The following is a 17,935-nucleotide window of genomic DNA, read 5'->3' on the forward strand; positions in this document are numbered from 1 at the left end:
CGGGAAGCGGGTGGCGTCCGCCCGGGCGGGCTCGGTCGGCGGCGCCGGCGACGGCGGCCCGACCGGGAACAGCGGCAGGGTCGCCGTGCTCATGCGTCTCCCTCCGCTCGGGTCGCGCCCGGCTCGGCCTCGGCCAGGACGGCGCGCACCCGGGCGACGGCCGTGGTGAGCCGGGCGTCGAGGGTACCGGCCGGGTAGTCGGCCAGCGCATCGCCGGTCGCGATCGCCGGGTCGGCGATCAGCCTCGCGGCCGCGGGCAGCAGCTCCCGGTCCGCTCCTGCCTCCCGCAGCACCGCCACGTCGGCGGGGTTGAGCCGCACCCGGATCACGTCCTCGGCGTCGTCGGCGGCGACCGCCCGGGCGAGGGCGGCGCGGGCGGCCGCGAACGGGTCGCGGCGCGCGTGGTCACCGAGCAGGGTGTCGGCGGGGGCGATGACGGCGTCGACGTACCGGGCGTCCCACTCGGCCAGGACGGGGACGGTGCGGGCGCGCACCTGCGCGGCGGCGGCCTGCAGGGCGGCAGTGGCGGCGTCGAGCCGGGCGCGGGCGGCGTCCGCCCGGGCGCGCTGCTCCGCCTCGAGCCGGTCCTGGCTCAGGTGCGCGGCGACCTCGGCGCTGCGCAGGCCGGCGGCGTACCCGGCGGCGTGGCCACGGGTGAAGCCCTCCGTCCGGGTGCGGTCCGCGCCGGGCGCGGTGATGCGCGGGAAGACGACGGGGACGGGCTGGAGCCGGGCGTCGGCGTGCGTGTCAGTCGACATAGTCGTCGTCCCCCCGGCGCAGGGTGATCTCGCCGTCGGCCTCGAGCGCGCGGATGCTGCGCACCACCTCGGCGCGGGCCTGCTCGACCTCGGACGCCCGCACGGGCCCGGTGGACGCGGACTCCGCCTGCAGGATCTCCCGGTTGCGGTCCGAGACGTTGCCGAGCACGACCTCGACCACCGGCGCCGGCGCGCCCTTCATGGCCCGGGCCAGCACGGCCGCGTCCAGGCCGCGCAGGATGCGCTGCACGTCGCGGCGCTCGAACGTGACGAGGTCCTCGAACGTGAGCATCCGGGCCCGCACCTCCTCGGCGAGCATGGGGTCCCGCTCGGTCAGCCCGTCGAGGACGGCCCGTTCGGTGGCGACGTCGGCACGGTTGATGATGTTCAGCAGGGGCTGCAGGCCGCCGACCGTCGCGGCGCGGCGGGGCACCCCGGAGGTGCCGACGCGAGCCCGCAGCGTCTCGGCGACGACGCCGATCGCCTCGGGGGTGGCGGTGCCCATCACGGCGATGGCGCGGGCGATCTCCACCGACCGGGACCGGTCCAGGCCCGCCAGCACGGCGGACCCCTGCTGCGGGTCCAGGTGGGCGAGCACCAGTGCCGCCGTCTCCGGCAGCTCGCCGTCGAGCAGGTTCACCAGGTCCCCGGCCTCGATGTCCTCGAGGAACTCGAAGGAGCGGCCCGCCGCCGTGAAGGTGACGCGGTCCATCACCCCGGCGGCCCGCTCGGCGCCGAACGACGCCTCGAGCAGGTCCGCGGCCACGCCTCGACCGCCGAGTGGGGTGCGCCGGCCGGAGAGGGCGATGTCGTGGAACTCGGCGATGACGGACTCGGCCGTCTCCGCATCGACCCGGTTCAGGCGCACGATCTCGGCCGCGATCTCCTCGGCCTCCGCCTCGCTGAACTGGGCGAGGACCCGGGCGGCGTTCTCGGCGCTCATCTGCATCAGCACGACGGCGGCCTTCTGGGTGCCGGTGAGCACGCGCGGTGGCGGCGCGATCTGCTGGCTCACGCCCCGACCCGTTCATCCATCATGCCGCGCAGGTAGTCGGCCGCGACCTTCGGGTCCGTCCCGCCCAGGGCGTCGACCTGCGAGCGCCGCAGTTCGATGTCGGAACCGGCGGTGCCGACGGCCTCCAGGGGTGCCGCGACGGGGATGGCGGAGGTCATCGGGGCCGCGCCGATCGCCTCGACCGCCGGGCCCTCCACGGCCACCGGGGCGTCGACCATCTCCTGCAGCGTCAGCGGGGACCCGCCCAGTTCCAGGGGCTGGCGGGCGGTGCGACGGGAGCGCAGCCACAGGACGGCGACGATGATCAGCAGCAGGAACAACCCGCCGATGCCGAGGAAGATGTTGGTCCACATTTGCTGGTTGGCGCGGGCGTCGGCCTCCGCCTGGGCGGCCTTCAGTGCGGCGTCGGCCTGCTGGGCGGCGCTCGTGCTGAACGGCACCACCTGCAGGGACAGGGTGTCGCCGCGCTGGGTGTCGATGCCCGCCGCGGCGGAGACCAGTTGGTTGAGGGAGGCGACGTTGAGGCCGCCGGCCGCCGACTGGTTCACGGCCACCGAGACGGACTGCCGCTTGAGGGCACCGGCGGGGACGGTGCGCTGCTCGGTCTGCTTGTTGACCGCGTTGTTCCTCGTGGTGGCGCTGGAGGTGTAGTTCCCGTTGCCGGTGGCCCCGGCCGTCGCGCCACTGGTGGGGGTGGCCCCCGGGACGGCGATGTTGTCCGGCCCGAGCACGCCGGTGGAGCCGCTCGCGCCGTTGCCCGCGTAGGCCTCCGTGGTGGTGGTCTCGCTGAGCGGTTGGGTGTCCTTGGTGGTGGTGAAGGACTCGGTGGTCTGCTCGGCGGACTGCGTGTCGATCTCCGGCGTGACCGCGACGGTCGCGTTGCCGGGCCCGACGACGCGGTCGAGCACCGCCTGCACCGAGGCCTGGGTCTGCTTCTGGTAGTCCGCGGCCTGGCCGGAGGTGGTGCCGGCGGTGCCGGTGCCGACCGCGGAGAGCACGGCACCGGTGCTGTCGACCACGGACACGTTCTTCGGGGTCAGCTTCTCGACGGAGGCGCTGGTCAGGTGGACGATCGCCTGCACCTGGTCGGTGCTGATCGCCAGGCCGGGCCGGGTCTTGATGAACACGGACGCCGTCGGATCGGCCGCCTGGGCGGTGAACACCGTCTTGTCGGGGATGGCCAGCTGGACGGACGCCGTCTCCACCCCGTCGAGGTGGCCGATGGTGGCGGCGAGCTCGCCCTCGATCGCGCGCTTGTAGGTGACCTTCTGCTGGAACTCGGAGGACGTCACGCCCATGGAGTCCAGCAGCGAGTACCCGGTGGCGGGGGCCGCGGGCAGGCCGGCGGCGGCGGCCTTGAGCCGCTCGTCGTAGACCTTGTCCTCGGGCACGAGCACAGTGGAGCCGCCGTCGGCGAGCTGGTAGGGCACGTTGTCCTTGCGCAGCTGCTCGACGACGGCGCTCGCGTCGGCGTCCTTCATGCCCGAGAACAGCGGGCTGTAGGTGGGGCGGGTCAGCCAGCTGGTCAGGGCGATCCCGCCGAGCACGAGCACGGCGATGCCGATCAGGGCGATGGTGCGCTGGGCGACGCTGAACCGGCCCACGGTCGCGGTGAAGCGGCGGGCGAGGGTGCTCAGGGCGGGGGGCATCAGGCCTGCATCCTCATCATCTCGTTGAAGCCGCTGATCGCCTGGTTCCGCACGGTGGCGACGAGCTCCATGGTGGTCTGGGCGCGGCTGGCGGCGAGCGTGGCCCGGTGGATGTCGGTGAGGTCACCGGTGACGGCCTGCACCGCGAGGGTGTTCGACGTCGTCTGCTGCGCCTGCAGGTCTCCGAGCACCCCGGCGAGGGTGCCCGCGAAGGCACTGTCGCCGGCGCCGGCGGCTCGCCCGACGTACCCGGTCCCGGTGACGCCGCTGACCGCGCCCAAGGCCAGCTCGCTCATGCGTTCTTCCCGATCTGCAGGGCGGCCTGGTAGGTCTCCTTGGCCCGGTCGACGACCTGGGCGCTGGCCTGGTAGCCGCGCTGGGCCATGATCAGGGACGTCATCTGCTCGTTGAGGTCCACGTCGGGGTACTTGACGTTGCCGTCCGCGTCGGCCAGCGGGTGGTCCGGCTGGTGCACGATGCGACCCTCGGCGTCTCCCTCGGGGGTGCTGCTGATGTAGACGCCGCTGGTGCCCTCGCCGGCCCGGGCCTCGATGTACCGGGCGCGGAAGGCCTCGTCCGTGGTCCGGGAGACGGTGTTGGCGTTGGCGATGTTGTCGGAGATCGCGTCCAGCCACTTCCGGTGCACGGTCAGGGCGGAGCCGGCGATGCCGATCGCGTCGAAGGTCATCAGGCGGTCCTGAGGGCGGCGCGCAGCGCGGCGGACTGGTTGCCGATGGCGGACGAGGCGAACTGGTAGCGCAGCACGGTGTCGATGTTGGAGAGGGTCTCCGTCTCCAGGTTGACGTTGTTGCCGTTGAGCTGGGTGGGCTCCAGCGACAGTGCCGTCGTCGGCCTCACCTGGCCGCTGCCGCCGCGCACGGACGCGGCCAGGGCGTCCTCGAAGGCCACCCGCTGGGCGCGGTACCCGGGGGTGTTGACGTTGGCGATGTTGTCCGCGATGGCGCGCTGCCGCGCCGCCAGCCCGTCGAGAGCGCTGGCGAGCGCGGTGTTCGTCACGGAATCGAGCACGGCTGTCCTGCCTGTCCTGCAGCGATGACGGCCGATCCGTGGCCGGGAGGCGAGCGATCCGTGCTCACCGGTCTCTATCGGCCACCGCCGCGGAGGCGTTAGCCGTGGTCAGCGCCGGAATGGGCACCGATCCTGCGCCGTGCCGGCGGCCCGCCGGCACCGCGCCCGGGACGTCTCACCCGAGCACGTCGACGTACGCGGGGGTGGACCCGCTGCGCGAGCCGACGGCCTGCACGGCGGCCAGGTGCCGGGCGGTGGCGCCCTTGGCCGCCTCCAGCAGCGCGGCGGTGGCCCGCTGCCGGACGATGAGGCGCTGCACCCGGCCGCCGAGGTAGTCGGGCAGGGGCCCGAGGCCCGGGGGCGGCACCCACCGGGCGCGCCGCGTGCCGGGACCGGCGACGTCGGCACCGGCAGCCACCGGTGCCGACGCGCCGGCGAGTAGCGGTCCCCCGACCGTTACCCCCCGCGCCGCCGGTGACCCGGGTCCCCCCATTCCGGCGGCTGACGGATCCGCGAGCAGGCGGTCGGCCGCGTCGAGCGCGAGCTCGAGCGCGTCCAGGACCGCCAGCCAGCGGACGGTGTTGTGCTCCTGGAAGGAGGCGTACGGGTCGGGGGCCGGTTCAGCCAACGCTCCACCCTCCGCGGGTGGCGGGAGCGGGGGCGGCCGGGGCGGGCACCGCGTCGGCGGCGGCGTGCCAGCTCTGCTGCAGCGGGACGAGCAGGGCGATGGCCTCGCGAGTCCGCTCGACGTCGCGGCGCACGTTCGCGGTGATCAGGGCCGTGTGCACATAGGTGTAGATGCCGCGCAGGCTCTCGGCACCGTCCCACACGTCGGGGCGGAGGCTGGCGGACAGCTCGGTGATGATGTCCTGGGCGTGCACCAGGTCGGTGGACGCGGCCGCCCAGCGCTGCTCCAGCTGGGCCGCCTCGGCCCGGCGCAGGTCGAGCAGCAGCCGGTCGTAGAGCAGGGTGAGCAGGCGGGCGGGACTGGCGGAGAGCACGGCGTCCCGGGCGTACTGGGCGCGCTGTCGGGCCTGCAGCGAGGAGGCGGTCATCGACGTCACTGGTCCTTAGCGGGAGCGGGAGCGGGAGCGGAAGCGGAAACGGGAGCGGAAGCGGGAGCGGGAGCGGGAGCGGAAGCGGAAACGGGAGCGGAAGCGGGAGCGGGAGCGGGAGCTCAGCGGGAGCTGGAGCTCGGGGTGGGGGTGGGGAGGCTGGCGATCTGACTGGTGAGCCAGGACTGCTGGCTCTGGAGGGCTCCGAGGGACCCCTCCATGGCGTTGAACAACGCCTGCAAGGACTCCCGGCGGGCGGCCAGGCGCACGTCCCAGTCCCCGATCCGGTCCGTCAGGTCGGTCAGCTCGGCCTGCCGGCCCTGGATCAGGCTGGACAGGGACCCGGAGGACGGCGCCGAGGCATCCCTGGCCGCGGCGGTGACCCGGACGGCGATGTCGGCGAGGGCCCGTTGGGTGCCTGCCGGGTCGGTGGCCAGGGCGGCGCGCAGGGTGTCCTCGTCGAACGTGAAGGTGCCGTCGCGGTTCAGCTCGATGCCCCAGGTGGCCGGTGAGGCGCCCCCGACCGGCTGGTAGGCCGCGGCGGCGATCCGGTCGTTGACCAGCGTGACGGTGGAGTTGGCGGTGAACACGCCGGACTTGACGGTGGAGACGCCGCCGGCGGCGCTGGTGCTGACGCTGCGCTGGGACGCGATCGAGGAGAGCACCCCGTTCAGGGCGTCCACCAGGGCGGAGGCCCGGCCGACGATCCCGTCCGTGTCCAGCCCGACGGTGACGGTCACCGGGGTGTCCGGCACGGTCGTCGCGGTCACGTCGACGCCGGGCAGCACGCCGGTGAACGTGGTGGTGGACGAGGTGAGCACCTGCTCGGCCGCGGTGCCCGCGTACAGCCGGGCGGACGCGTCCTGCGCGGCGGTCACGACGGCGGCGCCGGGCTCGGTCATCAGGTCCGTCGCGACGCCGGCGTCGACGTCGGCGGCGGTGCCCCGATGGAGGGTGAAACCGCCGGCCGTGCCCGAGCCGGTCGCGGTGAACTGGAGCCGGTACCGCGCCGTGCCGTCCGCGTCGGTGCCCGCCCGGACCCGCACCGCGGTGGCCGGCCCGCCGGCCGCGTTGACCGCGTCCACGACGTCGGCCAGCGCGGTCGAGGCCGGCGTCACCTCGGTGCGCTTGCCCGCGGCGTCGACCAGGGTCAGCGTCGCCGCACTGCCGTTTGCGGCGGTCGGCCACGTCGTCATCGGACCGGTGACGCCGACCTGGCTCTGCGCGAGCCGGTCGATGGTCAGGGCGAAGCTGCCGCCGGGGGCGCCCTTCGCGACGGTCGCCGTCACGGACGCCGCCGACGTGGTGGCGGACAGGGAGGACGCGGCGGTCGGGCCGCCGAGGGCGCGGCCCGCGTCCGCGAGGGCCGCCACCTTGGTGTTCAGCTGCTGCAGGGCGCTGATGAGGGTCTGGCCGGTCTGCCGGCGCGCCGACAGCTGCTGCTGGGGCAGCTGCTCGACCTTCATCAGGGCGTTGATCAGCGACGTCGTGTCCAGTCCGCTGGCGAGTCCGTCGATCGAGGCCATGGGTTCTCCGTTGCCGAGGGGTCCTGCCGTCCCCGGTCAGCGGGGTCGGCGTGGCCCGGGGGCGGCGGCGACCGGCACGCTGTGGTGCCGGCCGCCGCCGTCCCGGGTCACCGGGGCCGCCCCTGTGGGCGGTCCGTCGATCAGCCGAGGAGCTTGAGCACGCCCTGGCCGGACTGGTTGGCCTGCGCCAGGATGGCGGTACCGGCCTGGGCGATGATGGAGTCCTTGGTGTAGGTCACCATCTCGGCCGCCATGTCGGTGTCCGTGATGTGCGAGCGGGCGGCCGACAGGTTCTGGGCGGTCACCTGCAGGGAGTTGATGGCGTGCTGGAACCGGTTGGCGACGGCGCCGAGCGAGGACCGCGCGGTCGAGACGTCCTTGATCGCGGTGTCCACCGTGGAGATCGTGGTCAGGGCCGTGGCGGCGCTGGCGAACCCGTCGGTGGTGACGATCGCGGCTTTCAGGTCGGTCGCGAGGGTCTTGATGTCCGCGCCGCTCATCGAGCCGAGGTCGACCTCGATCTGGTCGTTCGCGGTCGAGCCGGCGCCCACCTGGAAGGTGAGCTTGCCGTCACCGGCGGGGCCCGACGTGGCGCCCTTGAGCAGGTCGATGCCGTTGAAGTTGGTGTTGTCGGCGAGCCGGCTGAGCTCGTCCACCAGGCCGGTGACCTCGGTGGTGATGGCGGCGCGCGAATCCGTGTTGTTGGAGTCGTTGCCGGCCTGGACCGCGAGGTCACGGACGCGCTGCAGGATGGAGTGCACCTCGGTGAGCGCGCCCTCCGCGGTCTGCAGCACGTTCATGCCGTCCTGGGCGTTGCGGGCCGCGATGTTGTAGCCGTTGACCTGCGAACGCAGGCCCTCGGAGATCGCCAGGCCCGCGGCGTCGTCGGACGCGGTGTTGATGCGCAGGCCGCTGGAGAGCTTCGCCATCGACTTGGACATGTCCGTCTGTGTGCGGGACAGGTTCAGGTAGGCGTTGTTCGCGGCCAGGTTGGTGTTGATGGTCATGCCCATGGTGATTCATCCTCCGTGAGTGGGTCGGGTGGTGCCTGAGCCCGTCCGTGGGCTCGCAATCTGATCTATCGGCACGGTCGAGACGGTGGTTAGGCAGGGGGTGGATGTTTCTCCGGCGTACCCGTCGTGCGGACGCACTGGATCACAAGCGGAACAGGTCGATGCCCTCTGCGTTCGCGCTCTCGGCTCGGCGCGCCTGAGCGGTCCGGTCGATCCGATCGTCTGGGTCATGCAGTGCCCATCGGATACGACTCGGCGGGCCGCTTGCCGAGGGTCAGCTCCATCAGCGCCAGCACGTCCACGTCGTTGCGCAGCGTCGGGTTCTCGTTCATGTCGTGCTCCTTTGTCGAGTGGGGGCTGGGACTGGACCAACCGCGTCCCTCTCCCCCATTTGTTTGTCCGGCTGGCGAGCATGCGAGCTGCGGCTGACGGAAAGCGGGTCCACCCGTAGGGCGGCGGGTGGAGAGAATCTGCCGGCGATGTGAGCGACGCAGGGGCGCGTCGGCAGAATCTCGGAGGAGCCGGCCCCGACGAAGGAGGGGCTTGAACCGCTTGGATCGACCGCGATAATCCGAAGGACAGCCGGAAAAACAAGGGGGGCACGGACGACGGTCCGGAGCTTGCGGAGGCCGGCGGCGGTTGCTCATCAGCCCGAGTGGAGCGACGACCGCTTCCCGGTCCGAGCGTGCGAGGACCGGGCCCTGTCCCTGCACGCCCCTCGCCGGGGCAGGCACGCCTGCGATGGTGGACCCGGCCGAGCGACTGATTCCACGCGTGGTGGCGGCAAACCCGACGTCGGCAGCACCTCGTTGGGTATTTTCGTGAGCATGATCACTCTGACAGGTCGGCGCCTACGCGCCGTAGCGGCAACACTCATCCTCGGCCTCGGAATCACCGCCATGGGCGCGACCCCAGCCCAGGCAGCTACGACCGCCAGCGCGACCACAGACGGCGGCTATTTCCGTGGAACCATCTACCACCAGGAGTACTACTACGGAAACGACTCATGGTCGATCTCCGGAAGGCTCACGGACACGGCCGGCAACGGTCGGCCGGTGGAGTTGCAAGTCCGGTACCAGTGGATCCTCAAGTCAGGCATGGTGCAGACATCGAAAGTAAAGGTGATCGACAGCACCGGGACGACGAAGTCCGTTTACGCCAGTGCCGCAACCCCCGACGTTGCAACCTGGCGCCTGCAATACCGGGTGTGCGCTCCTACGTGCTCGACCTGGCAGTACACCAGCTGGCGATAGTCCTTTACGCGTCGACGTCCGGCACCCCCTCGGCCGCGGGGTGAGGGGCCGGGTATCTGCCGGGCCCCTCACCATCTGCGAGGCTACTTCGTCTGGTGATCACCAACCATGAGTCGTTCCACGTCGGCGGGCGTGTAGCCCCAGCCGATCAGGGCGGTCAGGTACTCCCCCGCCCCGGAGGGCCGGTTCCGCCACGAGCCGCGATCCATGTCGGCCTCGATGCACCCGATCACCGCGGCGAGGGCCACCATCGTCGGGTCAGTGGTTCGCTTCGCGGCCCACGCGGGGCCGTCTTCGCCCTTGGCCACCCGGATCGACTCGATGATGTTGTGGCCGACCTGGTAGGCGTGCCCGGTGATGCGGGCGGCGATGAACCGGGCCGCGTCCTTGGGCGGGGTCTTGCGGGAGAGCAAGGTGGCCACGAACTCGCGGCGGACCACCTGGGCCGCTTCCATCGCCCGGTTGTTCTCCACCACGGCCCGGCGTTCGGCCTTCTGCTCCTCGGTCATCCCGCCACCGGCGGCCCCGTAGTCGCCGCTGGTGCGGCGGCGGCTGTAGCCGCAGGCCTTCCAGTCCAGCACCGCGTAGGAGTGCACGACCTCCCCGGACCAGCCCGCGCCGACGTAGACGGCGTTCGCGTCGTCCTCGGTCAGTGCCACCGGACCGGTCGGGGACGGCTTGGCCAGCTCGGCCACCGGGACCGCGTCCCCCTCGTAGCCGTAGGCGTCGGGGTTGCGGTCCAGGATCGTCAGACCCCGCTCCGTGGCGGCGGCCTGCGCGGCCGCGATCACGTCAGCCCGCTCACGGGACTTCTTCAACCGGGACGCTTCGTGCGCCAGCGAGTCCGGGGACCGGAGGGCGACGGCGGTCAGCTGCTCCTGTGCCTCGTCGTCGCCGTCGAACTCGGCGAGGACGAGGGCTTGATCGACGGTCAGGCCCACGCTCAGCGCCTCCGTGGCGGTTGCGTTGGCCTTCACCGCCAGCGTCGTCTCCACGGTGGCCTTGTCGACACCGACGCGCTTGGCGATCCGGATCGGGGACACCCCGAGCAGGCTCAGCTGGTGGATCGCCTCGGCCCGATCCGTCTCGGTCAGCCCGGTCCGCTGGTCGTTCTCCACGACCTGCCGGGCCAGCCAGTCCGCCTCTTCGGGGGTGGCGACCAGATGCACGGGGATGGTGGGCTGTCCGGCCTCGACGGCGGCGAGGGTGCGCCGCTGGCCCATCAGCACCTTCACGGTCCCGTCCTCGGCCCGGTGGGCGACCACGGGCACGAGCACGCCGTGCTCCTTGACGGAGGCGACGAACGCGGGCGTCAGCCCCGCGTCGGCGCGGACGTTGGTGTCGACGGTCAGCGTGGTCGGGTCCAACTCGACGAGCGTGGGGGTGGTGTTGCTCTGGGTGGTGGTGTTCTCGGACATGTCGTGCTCCTTTGGCGAGTGGGGGCTGGGACTAGACCAGCGCCCGTCCCTCTCCCCCGTCGTTGTGTGCCTGCTGGCGAGCTTGCCGAGCGGCGGCCGACGGAGCCCCGGTCCACCCGAAGGGCGCGGGTGGAGAGAATCTGCCGGCGATGTGAGCGACGAAGGAGCGCGCCGGCAGAATCTCGGCAGGAGCCGGCCCCGGAGCGCCAGCGGAGGGGCTTGACCGGGGTGGAGCGGCCGCGAAAATCCGCAGGACAGCAGGCACACAACAAGAAGAGCCAGACGGCCGGGGCGGAGCTTGCGGAGACCCGGACGGCTGGCTCCCCAGTCCGAGCGCAGCGAGGTCAATATCCGGATCGTGTGACGTCCGGCCCCCTGCCGTTGTGTGGACCCAGGTACGTGTTGGACGCGGACACCGCACAACGGTGGGGCCGGACGATTCGTGAGATGGCGACGTGAAAGACTTTGCGCTTGGCCGCGCCTGTGGGCTCGATCACGCGGTATGCCGGCCGTCAGGCCGGCATACCTGGCGGAGGCGCGGGCGGCAGGTTTAGGGGCAACCGCTGCCGATCGACGGCGGGCAGCGGTTCGGCGACCATGGTGAGGCGACTGTGTGTTGGCGGGGATGCCGAGCTCCGTGTGTGGAGAGAGCCACGGTTTCCGTCCTCACCGCCCGGTTCTCGTCGGGGTTGGAGGATCGGGCGGCAGTGTGCCGGCACCGGGTGCCGACACACTGAACCCCGGTCTAGGAACGAACCAGGCGGGCGATGGCGTCGCTGGCTTCCTTGATTTTCGCGTCCGCGGTAGGGCCACCTTCACGTGCGGCGTCCATGACGCAGTGCTTGAGGTGGTCGTCGAGCAGGCCCACGGCGACAGCCTGCAGGGCGCTGGTCAGTGCGCTGATCTGCGTGAGGATGTCGATGCAGTATTTCTCCTCATCGACCATCTTGGAGATGCCCCGCGCCTGACCTTCGATGCGGCGCAGACGCTGGAGGTACCTCTCTTTGTCGGTGATGTACCCGTGGGCTCGGTCGTGGGTCTCGGAGGGAGCAGTCATGCCGGTGTTTCCGTTCTACCGTTCCAGGACGGATCGGGTACTCGCTTCAGGGGTGAGGTCGATGCGGCGCAGCAGTTGGGCGTTGAGAGCGACGACGACTGTGGACAAGGACATCAGGATGGCACCAACGGACATCGGCAGAACGAATCCGACGGGCGCGAGGACGCCGGCGGCCAAGGGCACGGAGATGAGGTTGTAGCCGGCCGCCCACCACAGATTCTGCTTCATCTTCCGGTACGCGGCCCGGGAGAGTTCGATGACGGAGAGCACGGACCGTGGGTCGGAGCTAGCGAGGATCACGCCGGCTGAGGCGATGGCCACGTCGGTTCCGGCGCCGATGGCGATACCGACGTCCGCCTGGGCCAGGGCGGGGGCATCATTGACGCCGTCCCCGACCATGGCGACCTTCTTGCCTTCACTTTGCAGTTGTTCGACCTTGGCGGCCTTGTCCTCGGGTCGGACGCCGGCGAATACTCGGTCGATGCCGAGTTCGGATGCGACGGCGTCGGCGACGGCTTGGGCGTCACCGGTGATCATGACCACCTCGACCCCGCTGCGGTGCAGGGCGTCGACCGCGGTGCCGGATTCGGGGCGGATTTCGTCGGCGAGTTTGAGCCCGGCGATGACGGTGCCGTCTTGGACGACGTGAAGGATGATCGCCCCCTCGGAACGCCACTGGTCGGCCTGGTCGATCTCGTGTGCACCGACCTCGTCGAGCAGCTTCGGTCCACCCACGCGGATCTGCTGGCCGTTGACGGTGGCAGTGACTCCGACGGCGGGTGAAGAGGAGAAACCGGATGCACTGGGAACGGTCAAGCCTTGTTCGTGGGCTGACCGGACGATGGCCTTGGCCAGTGGGTGCTCACTGTCCGATTCGGCGCCGGCGGCCAGTACCAGCACGTCCGAGTCGTCGCGGCCGTGGACGGGCTGTACGGCGGTGACGGTGGGCTCGCCCTTGGTCAGGGTGCCGGTCTTGTCGAACAGAATGGCGTCGACGGTGCGCATGCTTTCCAGGGCGAGCCGGTCCTTGACCAGGACCCCGCCGCGGGCGGCCCGCTCGGTCGCGATCGAGACGACCAAGGGGATGGCCAGGCCAAGGGCGTGGGGACAGGCGATCACCAGGACGGTGATGGTGCGCACCACGGCCTCGTCCACGTTCCCGGTCAGGCTCCACACCAAGGCGGTGATCGCGGCGGCGGTGAGCGCGAACCAGAACAGGAGGGCCGCGGCCCGGTCAGCGATCCGTTGGGCCCGCGAGGAGGAGTTCTGGGCCTCGGTGACGAGGCGTTGAATCCCGGCGAGGGCGGTGTCATCGCCGGTGGCGGTGACGGTCACCCGGAGGCCGGAGTCGGTGGCGACGGTGCCGGCGGTCACGGTGTCACCGACCCCGCGCGCCACGGGCCGGGACTCACCGGTGACCATGGACTCGTCCATGGCTGCGGTGCCGTCGATGATCCGCCCGTCGGCGGGTACGTTCCCGCCGGGACGGACGATGACGGTGTCCCCGACCTTCAGGTCGCTCGGGGCGACAGAGACGATCTGGTCACCCTCAACCCGTTCCGCTTCGTCGGGCAACAGAGCGGCTAAGGAGTCCAGGGCCGAGGTTGTCTGGGCGAGGGAGCGCATCTCGACCCAGTGACCCAGCAGCATGATGACGATCAGCAGGGCCAGTTCCCACCAGAACTCGAGCTCGTGGTCCAACAACCCCAGGGTGGCCCCCCAGGAGGCGACGAACGCCACGGTGATCGCCAGGCCGATCAGCAGCATCATGCCGGGTTGACGCGCTTTCAGTTCACTGACGGCCCCGGTGAGGAAGGGCCGGCCGCCCCAGGCATACATGACGGTGCCCACCAAGGGAGCCACCAGGGTCAGCGCCGGGGGCACCCGGTAGCCCAGGAGCATGGCGAACATGGGTGAGAGAGCGACAACGGGTACGGCGAGGACCAGGTTGATCCAGAAGAGCCGGCGGAACTGTCCCACGTGGTCACCGTGGCCGCCGTGTCCCCCGCCGTTCCGCTGGTGCTCGCCGCGGGGGACGGCCTGCCCGTGCTCGGCGGTGACTGCGGAGGCCGCCACCTCGTCGGCAGGGTCGTGGGCGGCCGCGTGGTGGCGGGTCGGGTGGGAACTGGTCATGGATCTCTCCCTCTGTTCCGTGATGCGTTTCGTGCTGCGTCAGGTTTCAGCGCCCGTCAGGTGGTCGTGCTGGTGAAGGTCCGCAGTCGGAGGCTGTTGCCGACCACGAACACGCTGGACAGGGCCATGGCTGCCCCAGCGAGCATGGGGTTGAGCAGCCCGAGCGCGGCCACCGGGATCGCCGCGACGTTGTAGGCGAAGGCCCAGAACAGGTTGGACTTGATGGTGCCCAGAGTCCTTCGGGAAAGGCGGATTGCATCAACGGCGCTGCGCAGGTCGCCACGGACGAGGGTGATGTCGGCCGCTTCGATCGCCGCGTCGGTGCCGGTGCCCATCGCCAGGCCAAGGTCGGCCCGGGCCAGGGCGGGCGCGTCGTTCACGCCGTCCCCGATCATCGCCACGACCTTGCCTTGTGCCTGGATGCCGGCGATCACGTCCGCCTTGTCCTGCGGGAGGACCTCGGCGATCACCTGATCGATACCGACTTCGTGGGCGATCCGCCGGGCGACGGCGTCGTTGTCGCCGGTCAGCAAGACCGGTGTCAGCCCAAGTCGCTTGAGCCGAGCGACGGCGTCGGCGCTGGTGGGCTTGACGGTATCGGTCACCACGACGAGTCCGCGGGCCTGGCCGTCCCAGCCTACTGCGATCACGGTCTTGCCCTCCTGCTCCGCCCGTCGCTTGGCGGCCGCCAGCTCAACGCTGAGGCGTTGAGCCCGTTCGGCGAGCAATGAGTCGCGGCCGGCCAGCACGGCGTGGCCTTCGACCACACCCTGCACTCCCCTGCCCGGCACGTTTACGAACTCCGTGACGGCGGGTAGGGGGCACCCGGCCCGGGCCGCTGCCTCGGCGATCGCTCGTGCGATCGGGTGCTCGGAAGCATCCTCGAGAGCCCCCACGAGTCGCAGCAGCTTCCCCGGGTCGGTTCCGGGCTCGACCGCCACCTCCGTCAGGGTCATCTTGCCGGCCGTGACGGTGCCGGTCTTGTCCAGGACAACCGTGTCAACCTTGCGTGTTGATTCAAGAACTTCCGGCCCCTTGATCAGCACCCCAAGTTGAGCGCCGCGGCCGGTGCCGACGAGCAGAGCTGTCGGCGTCGCCAATCCCAGAGCGCACGGACAGGCGATCACCAGCACGGCGACGGCAGCGGTGAAGGCAGAGGCGGCTGGGTGCCCGGTGATGAGCCAAGCGGCCAGCGTGACGATGGCGACGGCCAGTACGACCGGGACGAACACGGAAGAGACTCTGTCCGCCAGTCGTTGTACCTCGGCCTTGCCGGTCTGCGCCTCTTCGACCAACCTGGCCATCTGGGCAAGCTGGGTCTCGGTGCCGACCCGTGTTGCCCGCACCGTCAGCCGGCCGCCCGCGTTGACGGTGGCGCCGGTGACCGGGTCGCCCGGTGCCACCTCGACCGGAACCGATTCGCCGGTGAGCATCGAGACGTCGACCGCGGAGGTCCCGGCGATGACCAGCCCATCGGTCGCGATCTTCTCCCCGGGCCTCACGATGAACTCGTCCCCTGCCTGCAGATCCTCGACGGGGAGCTGGGTCTCGACACCGCCGCGGAGCACGGACACCTGCTTGGCGCCCATGTCCAGCAGTGCCCGCAGCGCCGCGCCGGCCTGCCGCTTTGACCGTTTCTCGAAGTAGCGGCCGGCAAGGATGAACATGGTCACCCCCGCACCGACCTCGAGATAGATGTTCGCCGCCCCGTGGGACGGGGCGAGCGTCAGCTCGAACGGGTGCCTCATCCCGGGCACCCCGGCCGTGCCGAAGAACAAGGCATACACAGACCACAGGTACGCCGAGGACGTGCCCAGGGAGATCAAGGTGTCCATGGTGGCGGTGCCGTGCTTGAGGTTGGCCCACGCAGCGCGGTGGAAGGGCCAGGCCGCCCAGACGATGACCGGAGACGCCAGCGCAAGGGATGCCCACTGCCAGTAGGTGAACTGCAGGACCGGGATCATGGCCATCGCGATCACGGGGATGGTCAGCACGACAGCGCCCACCAGCCGCTGCCGCAGCGCGGTCAGTTCCGGGTCGATGTCTCCATCGGAGACCGGTGTGGAGTTGATGGGCGGTGTAGGTAAGGCAGCGGTGTATCCGGTCTTTTCCACCTCGGCGACCAGTGCCGCCGGGTCATACCCGTGCGGGACGGTCACCCTCGCCTTCTCCGTGGCGTAGTTCACCGTCGCCGTGACCCCGTCGAGCCGGTTCAGCTTCTTCTCGACCCGCATGGCGCAGGACGCGCAGGTCATGCCGCCGATCTGCAGCTCGATACCGACTGAGCCCTTCAGGAAGGGCGCAGCGCTCACCGTACCCTCTGTGCCGTGTATCCCGCCTCCTCGACGGCCGCGACCACCTGGGCGTCGTCGATCTCGGTGGAGCTGTTGACGATCAGGGTTCCGGCCTGGGCGCTGACTCGAATGCTCTCGACCCCGGGGATCTGATCGACCTCCTGCCGGACCGCTGCCTCACAGTGCCCGCAGGTCATGCCGGTCACCTGGTACTCGTTCTCAATGCTAGTCATTGCTGCTCCTCGCGTTATACCCCTACTAGGTATAGGTAATGATGCTTCGATGGGAAATGTTCCGCAAGCCCGACGTCGACCGCAGACTGGCCCGTCAGGCCGCTGCTGCCCTCTTCGGCTGGATCGAACTCGTCAGGGGTGCCTCTGGCCTGCCATGATGCCGCCGCCTAGGAGCAGGAGTACTCCGGCGGGATAGCCGGCGAAGATGTCCTCGATCGCGCTGGGGCCGGGAGGCGGCTGCAGATGGGCGATCCAGTGCGCCAACAGGACCAGCCCGCCGAGGGCCATGACCGCCTGCCCGGCGCGGAGGAGCCGCCGATAACGACGCCAGCGGGCCTCGGCATCGTTGCGGTTGGGCTGGTCGGGCGAGTTTGAGATCATCCGTCGGTCCCTCTCGTGCGGGCGGCGCCGGGTTCCAGAGTCTGCGGGCCGCGCGTGTGGGTGGTGACGAAGGCGATAAGCCATTCGTCGGCGGTGGTGTCCGGGTCGGGTTGAACACCCCCGGCGGTGGCCTCCACGTCGTCGTGATCCGTCGCGTTGGGGCTGACGATCGGATCGAGGTTGCTGGCAGCCAGGCCGGTGAGGATCGCGGCGGCCGTGGCGGCGCGGCCGCTGGGCGCCGTCATGTGACCTCTTCCAATGCCGGGACCGGCTCGACACGGCCCGGAACCGCACTGGGCGGCCTACGGCGGGCCAGGAAAACCACCAGGAGGGAGCCGCCCGCGAAGAACAGAGCGGAGGTCCACGTGTTCACCCGTAACCCGAGGATCGTGTTGGCCGGGTCGCTTCGCATCAGTTCGATGACGAACCGGCCCGCCGTGTAGGTGGGGAGGTAGAGCGCGAACACCGCCCCGGCCCCGAGACGGAATCGGCGGTCGGCCCAGATGAGAATGGCTGCGGCGGCGAGATTCCACAGGCTCTCGTAGAGGAAGGTCGGCTGGAAGTACCCCAGGACGACGGGCGCCCCTCCGGGTCCGGTGACGGCCAGGGCGGTGCCCGGGTCCATCTGGTGAATCTGCAGCTTCCAGGGCAGGTCCGTTGGTGCGCCGTAAAGTTCGTTGTTGAACCAGTTGCCCCATCGGCCGATGGCCTGGGCGACGAGCAGCCCCGGGGCGGCCGCGTCGGCGAAGGCGGCGAAGGGAACCCCGGCCCGGCGGGCGCCGATCCAGGCGCCCACGGCGCCCAGGGCGACGGCTCCCCAGATCCCGAGGCCGCCTTCCCAGATCCGCACCGCCCCCCACGGGTCTCGGCCCGGGGCGAAGTAGAGTTGTGGGTCGGTGGCCACGTGGTACAGGCGTCCGCCGACGATGCCGAAGGGGACGGCCCATGCGGCGATGTCGGCGACCTGCCCGCTGTGACCACCGCGGGCGCGCAAGCGCCGAGCGGTGATCCACAAACCCACACCGATGCCGGCAAGGATGCACAGCGCGTAGAAGCGGACAGCAAAGGGCCCCACGGTGAAACCGGCTGCGGCCGGCGAGGGCAGGAACGGTTCCATCGCC

19 protein-coding genes are annotated in these 17,935 nt (G+C 70.9%); 1 reads left to right on the forward strand and 18 read right to left on the reverse strand.

Annotated elements, in window-relative coordinates; translation table 11 throughout:
• Positions 1 to 89 precede the first annotated feature (89 nt).
• From IEX22_RS12875 to IEX22_RS12920, 10 genes are all read right to left on the reverse strand, one after another.
• Positions 90 to 758, reverse strand: a complete 669-nt coding sequence (locus IEX22_RS12875; RefSeq protein WP_188668824.1) for a FliH/SctL family protein — start codon at positions 756 to 758, stop codon at positions 90 to 92.
• Positions 748 to 1,773 (reverse strand): flagellar motor switch protein FliG, encoded by a 1,026-nt coding sequence (gene fliG, locus IEX22_RS12880; RefSeq protein WP_268236882.1) that lies wholly within the window; start codon positions 1,771 to 1,773, stop codon positions 748 to 750. The genes IEX22_RS12875 and fliG overlap by 11 nt, the downstream gene beginning before the upstream one ends.
• Complete coding sequence (fliF, locus tag IEX22_RS12885; protein ID WP_188668825.1) at positions 1,770 to 3,422, reverse strand: flagellar basal-body MS-ring/collar protein FliF; 1,653 nt, start codon at positions 3,420 to 3,422, stop codon at positions 1,770 to 1,772. The genes fliG and fliF overlap by 4 nt, the downstream gene beginning before the upstream one ends.
• Positions 3,422 to 3,718: a flagellar hook-basal body complex protein FliE gene (gene fliE, locus IEX22_RS12890; protein ID WP_188668826.1), complete on the reverse strand. Its 297-nt coding sequence runs from the start codon at positions 3,716 to 3,718 to the stop codon at positions 3,422 to 3,424. The genes fliF and fliE overlap by 1 nt, the downstream gene beginning before the upstream one ends.
• Entirely contained in the window at positions 3,715 to 4,110 is a 396-nt protein-coding gene (locus IEX22_RS12895; RefSeq protein ID WP_188668827.1) for a flagellar basal body rod protein FlgC, read from the reverse strand. The genes fliE and IEX22_RS12895 overlap by 4 nt, the downstream gene beginning before the upstream one ends.
• Positions 4,110 to 4,451, reverse strand: a complete 342-nt coding sequence (locus IEX22_RS12900) for a flagellar basal body rod protein FlgB (protein WP_188668828.1) — start codon at positions 4,449 to 4,451, stop codon at positions 4,110 to 4,112. The genes IEX22_RS12895 and IEX22_RS12900 overlap by 1 nt, the downstream gene beginning before the upstream one ends.
• Before the next feature lie 175 nt (positions 4,452 to 4,626).
• The gene (locus tag IEX22_RS12905; protein WP_188668829.1) at positions 4,627 to 5,079 is read right to left on the reverse strand and encodes a hypothetical protein; all 453 of its coding nucleotides are present in this window, start codon (positions 5,077 to 5,079) and stop codon (positions 4,627 to 4,629) included.
• Positions 5,072 to 5,506, reverse strand: coding sequence for a flagellar export chaperone FliS (fliS, locus tag IEX22_RS12910; protein WP_188668830.1), 435 nt, complete (start codon positions 5,504 to 5,506; stop codon positions 5,072 to 5,074). Before fliS ends, IEX22_RS12905 begins: the two co-directional genes overlap by 8 nt.
• Positions 5,507 to 5,628: 122 nt before the next feature.
• Positions 5,629 to 7,032 carry a flagellar filament capping protein FliD gene (gene fliD / locus IEX22_RS12915; protein ID WP_188668831.1) on the reverse strand — a complete coding sequence of 468 codons (1,404 nt, stop codon included), beginning with the start codon at positions 7,030 to 7,032 and terminating at the stop codon, positions 5,629 to 5,631.
• A 140-nt stretch (positions 7,033 to 7,172) separates the two neighbouring features.
• On the reverse strand, positions 7,173 to 8,045 hold the full coding sequence (locus IEX22_RS12920; RefSeq protein WP_306464458.1) for a flagellin N-terminal helical domain-containing protein: 873 nt from the start codon (positions 8,043 to 8,045) through the stop codon (positions 7,173 to 7,175).
• A gap of 827 nt (positions 8,046 to 8,872) precedes the next feature.
• Between IEX22_RS12920 and IEX22_RS12925 the strand changes: the two genes are divergently transcribed.
• Positions 8,873 to 9,298, forward strand: coding sequence for a hypothetical protein (locus IEX22_RS12925; protein ID WP_188668832.1), 426 nt, complete (start codon positions 8,873 to 8,875; stop codon positions 9,296 to 9,298).
• Between the two features lie 83 nt (positions 9,299 to 9,381).
• Here the strand turns inward: IEX22_RS12925 and IEX22_RS12930 are convergent, their stop codons facing one another.
• The 8 genes from IEX22_RS12930 to lgt form a co-directional block, all read right to left on the reverse strand.
• Positions 9,382 to 10,716: a ParB/RepB/Spo0J family partition protein gene (locus IEX22_RS12930; protein WP_188668833.1), complete on the reverse strand. Its 1,335-nt coding sequence runs from the start codon at positions 10,714 to 10,716 to the stop codon at positions 9,382 to 9,384.
• A gap of 745 nt (positions 10,717 to 11,461) precedes the next feature.
• Positions 11,462 to 11,773: a metal-sensitive transcriptional regulator gene (locus IEX22_RS12935; RefSeq protein ID WP_188668834.1), complete on the reverse strand. Its 312-nt coding sequence runs from the start codon at positions 11,771 to 11,773 to the stop codon at positions 11,462 to 11,464.
• A gap of 15 nt (positions 11,774 to 11,788) precedes the next feature.
• Positions 11,789 to 13,906, reverse strand: coding sequence for a heavy metal translocating P-type ATPase (locus IEX22_RS12940; RefSeq protein WP_188668835.1), 2,118 nt, complete (start codon positions 13,904 to 13,906; stop codon positions 11,789 to 11,791).
• A gap of 56 nt (positions 13,907 to 13,962) precedes the next feature.
• Positions 13,963 to 16,218 carry a heavy metal translocating P-type ATPase gene (locus tag IEX22_RS12945; RefSeq protein ID WP_268236883.1) on the reverse strand — a complete coding sequence of 752 codons (2,256 nt, stop codon included), beginning with the start codon at positions 16,216 to 16,218 and terminating at the stop codon, positions 13,963 to 13,965.
• Positions 16,215 to 16,433, reverse strand: a complete 219-nt coding sequence (locus tag IEX22_RS12950) for a heavy-metal-associated domain-containing protein (protein WP_188668836.1) — start codon at positions 16,431 to 16,433, stop codon at positions 16,215 to 16,217. Before IEX22_RS12950 ends, IEX22_RS12945 begins: the two co-directional genes overlap by 4 nt.
• 132 nt (positions 16,434 to 16,565) lie before the next feature.
• Positions 16,566 to 16,814, reverse strand: a complete 249-nt coding sequence (locus IEX22_RS12955) for a hypothetical protein (protein WP_188668837.1) — start codon at positions 16,812 to 16,814, stop codon at positions 16,566 to 16,568.
• On the reverse strand, positions 16,811 to 17,059 hold the full coding sequence (locus IEX22_RS12960) for a hypothetical protein (RefSeq protein ID WP_188668838.1): 249 nt from the start codon (positions 17,057 to 17,059) through the stop codon (positions 16,811 to 16,813). The genes IEX22_RS12955 and IEX22_RS12960 overlap by 4 nt, the downstream gene beginning before the upstream one ends.
• Positions 17,056 to 17,931: a prolipoprotein diacylglyceryl transferase gene (gene lgt / locus IEX22_RS12965; protein WP_188668867.1), complete on the reverse strand. Its 876-nt coding sequence runs from the start codon at positions 17,929 to 17,931 to the stop codon at positions 17,056 to 17,058. The genes IEX22_RS12960 and lgt overlap by 4 nt, the downstream gene beginning before the upstream one ends.
• Positions 17,932 to 17,935 lie beyond the last annotated feature (4 nt).

Origin of the sequence: Tersicoccus solisilvae (assembly GCF_014643255.1) — a bacterium.
Lineage (GTDB): Bacteria > Actinomycetota > Actinomycetes > Actinomycetales > Micrococcaceae > Tersicoccus > Tersicoccus solisilvae.